This window comes from Hahella sp. CCB-MM4, assembly GCF_002260525.1.
GTDB lineage: Bacteria > Pseudomonadota > Gammaproteobacteria > Pseudomonadales > Oleiphilaceae > Hahella.
Map to the genome: position 1 here is coordinate 95,648 of NZ_MRYI01000021.1, position 12,610 is coordinate 108,257.

The following is a 12,610-nucleotide window of genomic DNA, read 5'->3' on the forward strand; positions in this document are numbered from 1 at the left end:
ACTATTCAGCCTTGGATTTACCCGTCTCGACTTTTGGCGATTTGGACTGATCAAATATCTGTTTCAACTTCATCTCAGGTTTCTGGAAAGTACCCTTTATTTCATAAGTTGCACTGGTCAGACTGCTCAGAGGTTCACCCAATAGCTTATCAATCAGATACAGAGCCCCGCCAACCTGAGGCGCGCCAACCAGAAGAGCGGCAAGCGGCAAATTCTGGGTCACTGGCAGAACAACCACCATCTGCAGATCCAGAGAATCATCCACCAGACTGGTTTTTCCAGTAATCTTATAGGCGCTTGAGGGCCCCTGAATAGCCAAGGGAGTTTCCATGGAAATGACCCCCTCCTGAATCCGGGCATTCCCCTCTATCCTGTCATAGGCCAGACCTTTCTTATAGAGATCAGAAAAATCGAGCTTCAACCGACGAATGATGGAATCAGTATTCAGTATACCGAAGATACGAAACAGGTTTGTTTCCGTGGAAGCTTCGTTAATCACACCGGATTCCATATTCATGGACACCTGGCCGCTAACCCCCTCCCAACTGAAATCCAGCGGAGGACGACTCCATACCAATCCAGCATTCATCGAGTAACTTTCTGCGCTCAAGGGCGCATCATCCGACCAGTTCTGATAAAGATCAGCAAACTTTTTACCGGAGATTTCCCCTGTCAGTATTGAGTTATGAACACCTGTTTTCGGCTCATACAACCAACTCAATCTGGCATTGAGTACAGCTCCGCTAAGCTTGCCAACCACCTGATTGAATACGACACCGTTATCCCGCTTTTGGGCTGTCCAGGACCAGGCTCCATATTCCTGTTCACCCAGCTTAAAATCATTGATACTGAACTGCCCTAGCGGTACGTCTGAAGGCAACATTTCGCCAGTTTTTTCATCAGATTTTTCGCTCAGATACAGTCGATCAAAATTTGCCGAAAGCACTTCTTCATCAGATAGCGGAAAACGAATCACGCCTTTTACCCTGTTCTGATCATCCACAGTCAGTATCAACGAATCTTCTTTATGGGTCAGGGACAAGGAGGCGTCGTTAAAAATCTCATCTGAAATTTTCACGCTGCCAATATCGACATTCACTAGGCCAAGCCACTCCGGCCACTGAAAGTTTTTATCGGAACGACCAGAGGACTGCCTGTTCAGATAATCCTGCCAAAGATTTGCATCGAGATGATCCAAACGGCCGACCACATCAACACCTTTAACCGGTATGTCATCTTTTCCACTTTGCAGTAACTTCACCAACCCACGATTGATGCCTTTCGCATCACTGAACAACTGCATCGACATCAGATTTTTTACACTGACATCCAGCAGGCCTTGCTGGCGATCGGAGTTCCATTGGTAGCGGGCTTTGAGGGGACGGGATTGATTCATCGTCTTTTGCAAAGGTGGAGGTAACAGAATGCTTGTACCCACCAGGTCAGAGTCAAACGTCAGATCAAATTTGGTCTTCTTTCCACTGTTAACCGCCAGACGAAAGTCATAATCAAACTCCCCCTGCAAAGGCATGTCCTCTCCCAGATCAGCCCGCTGCGCCACAACTTCTGCCGGCGCTTTCCCTGACACGTTCAATTGCACACCTTTGCTGTCCGATGACCAGTCACGGGTACTCAGCTTCATTATCGCTGGACCACCAAATACATCGGCTTCGAGCTTTTCTGCATAAACCCCCATATCAGAATCAAACTGAAACGCTCCCTTCAACCCCAGCAGTCCCAGCTTATAATCTTCCAGGTAAAGGTTCATATCCTTGAATTCCGCTCCCAATTGAACCTTGGTTTCCTCACGATCCAAGTTGGTTTCGACGGCCAATTCAATTTCACTGTCGCCATTGATATCCCAGCCATTCACCACAGGCTTGGTATGTTCTGCCACGGGAGACTCGAATAACCAGTACTTCCAGTCTTCTGCATCGGGATTGAGTCTGGTATGGATTTTAAGCAGATGCTCACCGTTGACGGTACTCGCCATTTCCAGATCAACATCTTCGACATGACTGACAGCAAGCTCACCAGAGTACACGGTGCCGGTTATGTGGCCGTCATCAATCGACAACCTTCCGTCAAAATCTGTCAGCACCGGCCAAGCCTCTGAAAACTTCAATGCCGCATCTTCCAGATTAAAATACATCTGAGAGCGATAAGTGCCCTTTTGCGCATGACTGCCGACTGCTCCGGAGTATAGATATCCTCCTTCTGTAATCGTGCCCGCCAGCACTGCGTTCTCCAGCCAGCTGTATAACTCGGGACTGACAATATGCCCCGGCACAAAGGTTGGGGTGAGCGTTGCGTCCGTGTTTTTGATACCAATCGCCAGCTCAAAACTGCCTGTCTCTTCAGCGAACTGCGGGATAAGAATGCTGAACTTTCCCCTGAGATCCGCCCGCTGGTGATTGGGGTTATTCAGGCTGATGTTCTGCCCACTGACATAGGTATAGTCATCAAACAGACGCCACCTAACCACTCCCTCTCCGTATTGGAATGTCCAGCGATCAAAAAACAACTCTGGGAAATTGAGTGATAACTGGTCTCCGTGGAACATGACGACACCATGGTCCCCCGTGGCTTCCATGTATCCGGAAATTTCCTCCCCTCCAGGTGCGCCACCATGAGGAGCCACCGTCACGGATTCCAGCTCAGCAGCAACCTCTACATCGCCGTGCTGATTGCTGATCTTCAGGTTGTTCAGCCAGCCTTCTGGAGAATAATTCTGTATCGACCGGTGCAGCTTATCAGGCAGTAACCCGGAAGCTACCGCTAAATCTTTGAGAAAGCCTACATTTATACGGTCAAACTGCAGCTGCCAGGCTTCCACATGCTTGCCACCTGCATTAGAGCTTTCACCTACATTTGCGCTCCCACCTGCATTTGCACCGCCGCTTGAGCTACCGCTACCGTTCGAGCCGAGCTGCATATCCGCGACTAACCGGCCAAGCTCCAGAGACTGCCCTTTCCAATCCATCTGCAGATCTGAGGCCCGCATGTGCCAGTCATCGTCTTCTTTCTCAACGCGGAACCGGCCTGCAATATGCTGAATGGGATCCTGGGCTTCGTATTGGCGTTGCCATTGAACGTCAGTTACATCGACTTCGGTCGTCAGCCCCTCAACCTGCCCTCCGCCAATATGTATCCATGCACTGCCCTTAGACTGAAAACCGGTAACACGTGTTCCCCTGGATTCCAGCATTTCCATTAACGGGTTTAATAAGGCACTGTTGCGCCAAGCCAAATATAAGTCAGCATTCAGGCCGTCAGCACTTTGATCAACTCTTTCAGCAAGCGAGAATATTCCGAGCGGTTCATTGTCATCCAATTGATGTATAAAACCGGAAGCCTGTAATCCCTGCTCACCGGTCTGCAGTTTCATTATGGGAATGAGCCAGGTAGTCGAGGATATGTTGCGAAACTTCCAGTGAATGCGGATATCCCGGAATTCAAAGGTCGGTGAAGCCAAGAGGTCATTGAAGCCCTCCCACTCCCATTCCGACTCTTGGGTATCAGATAGCGCAGGAAACCCGGTTAACGACCAGCTGCCATCAGCATTCTGCTCCACGTTGACGGCAACATCACCCAACTCGATATGTCGGAACACCAGGCCCATATTGAAGAGGCTGGCCACCACATCCGGTTGAATCATGACGGATTTCAACTCAATGATATTGGTGCTTCCATCTGTCGGATCAACAATATTAACGTCCGCCAGCTTAAGCACAGGATCGAAACCGTCCCACTCACCTCTAAGGTCGCCAATATGGACAGAAACCCCGGTGAGTTCATTCAGTTTCGCTTCCAGTGAATCCTTAAAGGCTGCCACTGAACCAAAAAAGTTGCGCCCCAGGGCAATATAGGTAGCCACCACTACTAAGAGAGTAATGGCGAGATACCACACGGCCTGAGTGGCCTTGATAACTATGGATTTAAAAGTCATGGAGTCAGAATAAAAAACTCGGATTAACGCAATCTGAACCAAAAATCAGGCAAAAATCCAATCCGTCCCTTGGTCCCGTTGAGAAGGCCGGGATTATTGGCACCCTTCCAAAGGTCGTTACTGCAGAACGACGTCAAACTGCTCCTGGGTATACAGCATTTCCACCTGGAAGCGAATTCTTTTACCTATAAAGGTCTCAAGGTCCGCCACACTATCTGATTGCTCATCCAAAAGCAGATCCACCACTGACTGCGACGCCAACACAAGGTAGCTCTGGGCATCGTAGGTCCGATTAATACGCAGGATCTCACGGAAGATTTCATAACATACAGTCTGCGAAGTCTTGACCGTCCCACGTCCATCGCAAGCCGGACAGGGTTCGCACAGCATCTGTCCCAGGCTTTCGGTGGTTCTTTTACGGGTCATCTCCACCAATCCCAGTTCACTGACGCAACTGATTTTGGTTTTAGCGTGATCCCGTTCCAGCATTTTCTCCAACATTCTCAGCACTTGGCGCTTATGCTCCTCGTCCTCCATATCAATAAAGTCGAGAATGATAATGCCGCCCAAGTTCCGCAATCTTAATTGCCGGGCAATCGCTCTGGCCGCCTCAAGATTGGTTTTGAATATGGTTTCTTCAAGGTTTCGATGCCCGACAAACGCCCCGGTGTTCACATCGATCGTTGTCATGGCCTCGGTCTGATCAATAATCAGATATCCTCCGGATTTGAGCTGCACCTTGCGGCTGAGAGCCTTTTGCAACTCATCTTCCACACTGTACAAATCGAATATGGGACGCTCTCCCGGATAGTATTCGATTTTAGACTTGATCTCTGTAACAAAGTCTTCCACGAATTTATAAGCTTTCTGATAGCTCTCCCTGGAATCTATACGGATTTTTTCGGTATAGGGGCGCACCAGATCCCGCAACGTGCGGATATATAAAGGCAAATCTTCGTAGATGGGTATAGGGGCTTCCGATGTCTTTATCTTTTCTTCCAACGACAACCACAGCCGCTGTAAGAAAACGATATCCACCTCAAGCTCTTCAGCGCCAACTCCTTCCGCCGCAGTACGAATGATAAATCCATTCGCACCAGTATTCGACTCCCCTTTTTCAACACAATTCTGTATCAGGTCACGTAGACGATCCCGCTCCTGCTCGTCTTCAATTCTCTGGGAAATACCGATATGGTCGTTCCCCGGCATATAAACAAGGTATCTGGAAGGCACTGAAAGTTGGGTGGTCAACCGAGCGCCTTTGGTTCCGATCGGGTCCTTGGTTACCTGCACGACCAATGACTGGCCTTCCCGAAGCAACGTGCTGATGTCAGGATGCTTGCCATTCTTATCTTCCTGGTTGGGACTGATAATATCGGAAGCATGTATAAATGCCGCACGTTCTAGCCCAATGTCGACAAACGCCGCTTCCATCCCAGGCAGAACCCGCGCAACCTTGCCTTTATAAATATTACCGACAATCCCACGCCGCTGGCTTCGTTCTATATAGACTTCCTGTAGCATCCCGTTCTCGACGACTGCCACTCGGGTTTCGACGGGTGTCACATTGATCAGGATTTCTTCACTCATGATGATTCATTGATCCCATCTTGATTCCAAACTTGTTCAGAAGCATGGAGGTTTCGCATAACGGCAACCCGACAATAGAAGAATAGCTGCCGTCGATTCGCTCCACAAAAACACCTCCATGCCCTTGTATTCCGTAGGCTCCAGCCTTGTCAGCCGGCTCACCTGTATTCCAGTACCATGACATATCCTGCCGGCTGACCGGACGAAACTTAACCCTGCTCTGCACGATGACCTGCTCTGACCTGGCACAATCCAAAACGCAGACAGCGGTGTACACATCGTGCCAGACGCCAGACAACATAGATAGCATGCGGCATGCGTCTTCAAAACTTTCCGGCTTTCCAAGAATTGAGCCTTCGGCAACCACGGTTGTGTCCGAGCCAAGGACAATCAATCGCTCATATTGCCGGACCAAGTCGCTGTGGACCGCCTCAGCTTTAGCCTTGGCCAGACGAGCCACATAAACATCAGGCATTTCGCTCTCGATGATGCTCTCATCGATATCAGCATGATGTACCTGGAAATCGACATCCAGCATCTTAAGTAAAGATTTTCTGCGAGGTGAGGCTGATGCAAGTACCAGCGTTCTATCCATGGTAATCCTGTATTAGTATCAAAATATCCGCCCTATCGATCAAAACGATTCAGCACCATTCTCACCAAAGGCCAGAGCATCGCTGAAGTCAGGGCCGCCAGCATGTAGGTCATATCTGACGCCGGATGGCTGATAAAGCCACCAATCCACCGATACAGCATCATGACAATTCCCACAATAATGAATACCACAAAAGATTGCTGAAGTGCCGGATATAGCTGAAGTCGCTGAATCATAGTCAGCACCAGATAGCTTTGAAGGCCAAGCGCCAGCGCATGAACCCCCAGAGCACTGCCGACCAGGACATCCCAGAACAAGCCTACCACCCAGGCAACGATAATGCCGAAGTGTGCGGGATGTCTCAGCGTCCAATAGAACATCACAAGAGATATCATTTCCGGACGTAGATACACCCAGATACCTGACAGCGGAAGAACGCCTAAGCAGAAGGCCAGAATGAAACTGACAACAAATAACAGGTAGTTTGGATCGTCCCGAGCCATCGCCTCAACCTTATTCAGTTGAAGCTGGCTGCCCGGCACCCTCTGCCGGCAGATTCTTTTCGCCTGCAGCCGGCTTACGGAACACCATGAGAATATGGCGGCTCCGATTCAGTTCCGCCAAGGGGCGCGCTTCCACCCGGGCAAAGGGCTCACCCGGATCGTGCACAATTGAGCTGACAACGGCTACAGGGTAGCCTGGAGGAAACTTTCCCCCCAAGCCTGAACTGACAAGGAGATCCCCTTCAATAATGTCGGCAGTATCCGGGACATTTGCCAGCTCCAGACGATCCAAGGCTCCGATTCCCACCAGAATACCCCGAACTCCGTTTCTATTAACCTGGATAGGAACAGCGTGATTGCTGTCTGAAATCAACAGTACCCGTGATGACAATGGAGTAACCTGGGTGACCTGCCCAAACAAACCCTGAGAGTCCAACACCGGCTGGCCGACATAGATACCATCATCGCTGCCTTTGTTGACAACAACCTGATGGGTATAGGGATCCGGACTGACACCGATGATTTCAGCCACCAGCACAGAGTCGTCCACAACGGACGACGCATTCAGCAACTCTCGCAAACGGTTTACTTCCGCAGAAAGGGACGCCAGACGCTGTGATTTTGCTTCCAGGATGAGCATCCGATTACGTAATGCTTCATTTTCCTGCTGCAGATCCGTCCGCGATTTCATTGTGTCTTCCGTCCACTCCAGCAAATCATCCGGAGCGCTGACAATCCACTGTACCGGAGCCACAACTGTCGACAACGCCTGTCTTAGTGGAGCGGTAAGATTGAAATGATAATCAGCCAGAATCAGGCCGACCGATACAACGGCCACTAATATCATTCGCGCGCCAAGGAAAGGTCCTTCAACGAAGATATTCTTAATGCCTGTTCTCCTGTTATCTGTCTATTGGTCGAGGAACCATAAAGATTATATGGAAAAATCCGGAGAACTGGCTCCGGATTCTTGCATAAGCACCTGCGGCCGATTTTTAAACCCACTGTTTAAGAAGCAGCTTTAAAGAACCGTGCTTTAACAGTTTACTCCATAAAGAATAGACCAGAACCGCGCTTATCAATAACTTCCAGCGCTCGTCCACCGCCACGTGCTACACAGGTGAGAGGATCATCAGCGACAATCACCGGTAAACCGGTTTCCTCAGTCAGGAGATTATCCAGGCCGCGCAGCAGGGCTCCGCCACCGGTAAGAACGATACCCCGCTCAGCAATATCCGACGCCAGCTCAGGTGGAGACTGCTCCAGGGCACTTTTGACAGCCTGCACGATCGTCGCGAGAGCTTCCTGCAGGGCTTCGAGAATTTCTTCACTGTTCAGGGTAAAACTACGGGGAACCCCTTCCGCGAGGTTACGACCACGCACATCGATTTCACGCAGTTCCAAACCTTCGTAGGCACAACCGATTTCCTGTTTGATTCTTTCCGCCGTTGCGTCACCAATCAAACTTCCATAATTACGGCGAACATAGGTTGCAATGGCTTCATCAAACTTATCACCGCCAACCCGGACAGAATCAGCGTTCACAATACCGTTCAGGGAAATGATCGCGATCTCAGTAGTACCGCCACCGATGTCCACCACCATGGAGCCGCTTGCCTCTTCTACCGGCAGACCAGCACCAATAGCAGCAGCCATTGGCTCTTCAATCAGATACACCTCACGGGCTCCGGCGCCCAATGCAGATTCGCGAATCGCCTTGCGTTCAACCTGTGTGGAACGGCTGGGAATACAGACAAGAACCCTTGGGCTCGGCGTGATAAAACTGTTCTCGTGCACCTTATGAATAAAGTGCTGAAGCATCTTCTCAGTGACATGAAAGTCGGCAATAACACCATCTTTAAGGGGGCGAATCGCCGTAATATTGCCGGGTGTACGACCCAGCATGCGTTTTGCCTCGGCACCCACAGCTGCCACACTTTTTTGGGCGCCCTGATTGCGAATGGCAACAACGGAGGGCTCATTTAGAACAATCCCGCGACCGCGTACATAAATCAGAGTGTTGGCGGTCCCCAGATCGATAGATAAATCGCTGGAAAAAAGTCCACGTAATCGTTTAAACATCGAGTGTTAGAATCCGTAATTATTCAGGTTGGGCATGCTGCGGCAACTTTAACAGTGGCGACGTGACAGAGCAAGCAGCATTTGCCCGCCACTACGGGCTCTTGGGGCCACCCAAGTGCTTGATTGCAGGTCGCTGCAGCTGCATTAATTCTTATTAAATATAAAATCGCCGCCTGGCTTCCGTTACCCATCGATGCCGACGATATCCCGCCCAGGTGCCCCTAGAGCCGAAGAAATCCTTCGCAGTTCCTTTACACTGACCATAGACTGACAATTATAATAGACGGTTTTTAGACTGAAGGCTGGCGGAAAACCATATTTAACGCCCACCACCCCGCATTTGAGAACCTTATCTCATTGTAGAACAGCCAATTAGTTCCCTCCCTGGGCTGTCATTTATATAGGGGGCGGAATGAAAGAGAAAAGAAAGATGAAAGAAATGGGGCAAATGGAGCAAATGGAGAGTAAAACGTGACAATTCAATCAGATGAGCTGGTCAAAATCGCTTATCTGGCCAAGTTGCAGATTGACGCTGACAACACCGCCAGACTGACCCGTGACCTGGACCAGATTCTGAACTTTGTTGATCAGATGAAGTCTGTCGATACCACCCAGGTGGAACCTTTGAGTAATCCACTGGAGATGACCCAGCGCCTGCGCAAAGACGAAGTTACTGAAATCAATCAACGGGACGCCTTCCAGAATATTGCGCCGGCTACCGAGGCAGGCCTTTATCTCGTGCCCAAGGTAATTGAATAGAAAGGTTATTGAATAAATCTGGCATTGAATAAGACTTGGCCACCGAACGGGATTATCCGGCAACGCTGCATACAACGACCGGTGCCATATAAACGTTTCAACAAGAGTTCACCATGTTACCAGAATCCATCAGCGAACTACTTAAAGGCCTGGAGAGTAAAACTTTCTCATCCGAGGAAATCACCCGCGCCTACCTTGATAAGATCAAGCAACATAATGATACCCTGAACTGTTTTATCACGGTCACCGAGGAGCAGGCTCTGGCCGCGGCGAAAGCCTCGGACCAGCGTAGATCTGAGGGCAAAGCCGGCCTCATTGAAGGTATCCCGGTTGCTCACAAGGACCTGTTCTGTTCAACAGGAGTAAAAACCACCTGCGGATCACGGATGCTGGAAAACTTCATCCCCCCATACGAATCCACAGTGACTGGAAAATTTGCCGAAGCAGGCGCTGTCAGCCTGGGCAAAACCAACATGGACGAGTTCGCCATGGGCTCTTCTAACGAGAACAGTTATTACGGTCCTGTCAAAAACCCCTGGAACATCGAGTGTGTTCCCGGAGGTTCCTCTGGTGGCTCTGCAGCAGCGGTAGCAGCAGGTCTGTGCGCCGCAGCGACCGGCACGGATACCGGCGGATCGATTCGTCAACCAGCGGCTTTTTGCGGCATCACCGGCCTCAAGCCCACCTATGGGAGAGTGTCCCGCCTGGGAATGATAGCGTTTGCCTCCAGCCTGGACCAGGGCGGCCCCATGGCACGAACAGCCGAAGACACCGCTCTGCTACTCAATGTTATGGCAGGCCACGACCCCAAGGATTCCACAAGTTCAACTCAAGCCGTGGAAGACTATACCGCATCCCTGAATCAGGATTTGAGCGGCACCCGCATCGGACTGCCCAAAGAGTATTTCTCCGGAAACCTTGACGCAGACATGGGCAAAGCTCTGGAAGCGGCGATCAAAGTGTATGAGTCTCTCGGTGCTTCGGTTGAGGAGATTTCACTACCACATACTGAGCTGTCCGTACCGGCATATTACGTCATCGCTCCGGCGGAAGCTTCCGCCAACCTGTCTCGTTTTGATGGCGTACGCTACGGCCATCGCTGTGACAGCCCTAAAGACCTGGAAGACTTATACCGTCGCTCCCGGGCAGAAGGCTTCGGCGCGGAAGTTCAACGCCGGATTCTGGTCGGCACCTATGCATTGTCCGCAGGCTATTTTGATGCTTACTACCGTCAGGCCCAGAAAATTCGCCGTTTGATCAAAGAGGATTTTGTCCGCGCATTTGACCACATCGACGCCATTCTGTGCCCGACAACACCAAGCACAGCATTTAAGATCGGAAGCAAGACTGACGACCCGGTACAAATGTACCTTGAAGACATATTCACCATTCCCACCAGTCTCGCCGGCCTGCCGGCAATGGCACTGCCCTGTGGCGAAAAAGGCGGAATGCCCGTGGGAATGCAATTGATCGGTAACTACTTCAACGAAAGCAAACTGCTGAACATGGCACACAAGTTCCAATTGGAGACTGACTGGCATCTACGCCGCCCGGAACTTTGATCGCTGCAGTTACTGACAAAAATACAAATTGACGACCTGAATAGGTCCTGACCTGATAAAAGAGGTTACAAGATGGAATGGGAAGTGGTCATCGGGCTTGAGATCCACGTACAGCTCGCCACCAAATCCAAGATTTTTTCCGGCTCCAGTACTGCTTTCGGTGCTGAACCGAACACCCAGGCCAGTGCCGTTGATCTGGCCATGCCGGGAATGCTTCCGGTTATGAACCAAGAAGCCGTGCGCATGGCGGTTAAATTCGGCTTGGCGATCGAAGCAGAGGTTGCTGAGCGGTCAGTGTTTGACCGCAAAAACTATTTCTACCCGGATCTTCCCAAAGGCTACCAGATCAGCCAGCTGGAGTTCCCGATCGTGAAGACCGGCCATGTGGACATTCACCTGGACGACGGCACCAAGAAAACCATTGGTGTCACCCGTGCTCACCTCGAAGAGGACGCCGGCAAAAGTCTGCATGAAGATTTCCACGGCATGACGGGTATCGACCTGAACCGTGCAGGCACTCCACTACTGGAAATCGTCTCTGAGCCAGACATCAGAAGTGCCAAGGAAGCCGTGGCTTACCTGAAAAAGATCCACTCAATTGTGACCTACCTCGGTATTTCAGATGGCGACATGTCACAAGGTTCCATGCGTTGTGACTGTAACGTATCCCTGCGTCCGAAGGGACAGGAAGAGTTTGGCACCCGGACGGAAATCAAGAACGTCAACTCATTCCGCTTTGTGGAAAAAGCCATTAATACCGAAATCGAGCGCCAGATGGATATTCTGGAGAACGGTGGCAGCATTGAGCAGGAAACCCGCCTGTACGATGCAGACAAAGATGAAACCCGCTCCATGCGGAGCAAGGAGTTCGCTAACGATTACCGATACTTCCCGGATCCTGACCTGCTGCCAATCGAAATCGATCAGGCATATATAGAGGAAGTACGGAAAACACTCCCTGAACTACCGGAAGCTAAAATTGCCCGTTTCTGCAACGAATACGGACTGTCTGACGTGGATGCCGGCATCCTTGCTGCCACTCGCGAACAGGCGGATTATTTCGAAGCGGTGGCGGCGAAATCCGGCGATGCCAAAATGGCAGCCAACTGGGTGATGGGAGAGTTGGCGAAATACCTGAACCAGAACAATCTGGACATCGCCCAATCCCCGATCAACGCCGACGCTCTTGGTGGCCTGATCCTGCGAATCAAAGACAATACAGTCTCAGGCAAAATCGCCAAGGATGTATTCGACGCAATGTGGAACGAAGGTGGTGAAGCCGATGCAATCATCAAAGCTAAAGATCTCATACAGGTAACAGACACCAGCACAATCGAAGCCATCGTGGACGAAGTTCTGGCGAACAATGCTGCACAGGTTGAACAATACCGTGCTGCCGAAGAAGCCAAGCGGGGCAAAATGATTGGCTTCTTCGTCGGACAGACAATGAAAGCTTCCAAGGGCAAAGCCAACCCTCAGCAGGTGAATGAGATCCTCAATAAGAAGCTGAATGGCTGAAACGCATTCCAATCACACAGCCAAAAAAAGGGACCCTCGGGTCCCTTTTTAT

The 12,610-nt window shown here is 50.6% G+C and carries 9 protein-coding genes; 3 read left to right on the forward strand and 6 right to left on the reverse strand.

The genetic code is table 11. The features are described from left to right. Position 1 precedes the first annotated feature (1 nt). The 6 genes from BTA51_RS25760 to BTA51_RS25785 all read right to left on the reverse strand — a co-directional run bounded on the left by BTA51_RS25760 (position 2) and on the right by BTA51_RS25785 (position 8,719). Positions 2–3,949, reverse strand: a complete 3,948-nt coding sequence (locus tag BTA51_RS25760) for a YhdP family protein (RefSeq protein WP_141215677.1) — start codon at positions 3,947–3,949, stop codon at positions 2–4. 117 nt (positions 3,950–4,066) lie between these two features. Next, complete coding sequence (gene rng, locus BTA51_RS25765; protein ID WP_094711961.1) at positions 4,067–5,539, reverse strand: ribonuclease G; 1,473 nt, start codon at positions 5,537–5,539, stop codon at positions 4,067–4,069. Beyond that, complete coding sequence (locus BTA51_RS25770) at positions 5,532–6,134, reverse strand: nucleoside triphosphate pyrophosphatase (protein ID WP_094711962.1); 603 nt, start codon at positions 6,132–6,134, stop codon at positions 5,532–5,534. The genes rng and BTA51_RS25770 overlap by 8 nt, the downstream gene beginning before the upstream one ends. A gap of 32 nt (positions 6,135–6,166) precedes the next feature. Beyond that, positions 6,167–6,637 (reverse strand): rod shape-determining protein MreD, encoded by a 471-nt coding sequence (gene mreD, locus BTA51_RS25775; protein ID WP_094711963.1) that lies wholly within the window; start codon positions 6,635–6,637, stop codon positions 6,167–6,169. A 10-nt stretch (positions 6,638–6,647) separates the two neighbouring features. After that, a complete protein-coding gene (gene mreC / locus BTA51_RS25780) occupies positions 6,648–7,526 on the reverse strand; it encodes a rod shape-determining protein MreC (RefSeq protein ID WP_371333225.1) in 879 nt (292 codons plus the stop codon). A gap of 155 nt (positions 7,527–7,681) precedes the next feature. Next, a complete protein-coding gene (locus tag BTA51_RS25785; RefSeq protein ID WP_020409672.1) occupies positions 7,682–8,719 on the reverse strand; it encodes a rod shape-determining protein in 1,038 nt (345 codons plus the stop codon). A gap of 471 nt (positions 8,720–9,190) precedes the next feature. On the opposite strand from BTA51_RS25785, the gene gatC reads away from it, so the two are divergent. From gatC to gatB, 3 genes are all read left to right on the forward strand, one after another. Further along, the gene (gene gatC, locus BTA51_RS25790) at positions 9,191–9,478 is read left to right on the forward strand and encodes an Asp-tRNA(Asn)/Glu-tRNA(Gln) amidotransferase subunit GatC (protein ID WP_094711965.1); all 288 of its coding nucleotides are present in this window, start codon (positions 9,191–9,193) and stop codon (positions 9,476–9,478) included. 113 nt (positions 9,479–9,591) lie between these two features. Beyond that, positions 9,592–11,040 carry an Asp-tRNA(Asn)/Glu-tRNA(Gln) amidotransferase subunit GatA gene (gene gatA, locus BTA51_RS25795; protein ID WP_094711966.1) on the forward strand — a complete coding sequence of 483 codons (1,449 nt, stop codon included), beginning with the start codon at positions 9,592–9,594 and terminating at the stop codon, positions 11,038–11,040. A gap of 72 nt (positions 11,041–11,112) precedes the next feature. Beyond that, positions 11,113–12,558: an Asp-tRNA(Asn)/Glu-tRNA(Gln) amidotransferase subunit GatB gene (gene gatB, locus BTA51_RS25800; RefSeq protein ID WP_094711967.1), complete on the forward strand. Its 1,446-nt coding sequence runs from the start codon at positions 11,113–11,115 to the stop codon at positions 12,556–12,558. The last annotated feature ends 52 nt before the right edge of the window (positions 12,559–12,610 follow it).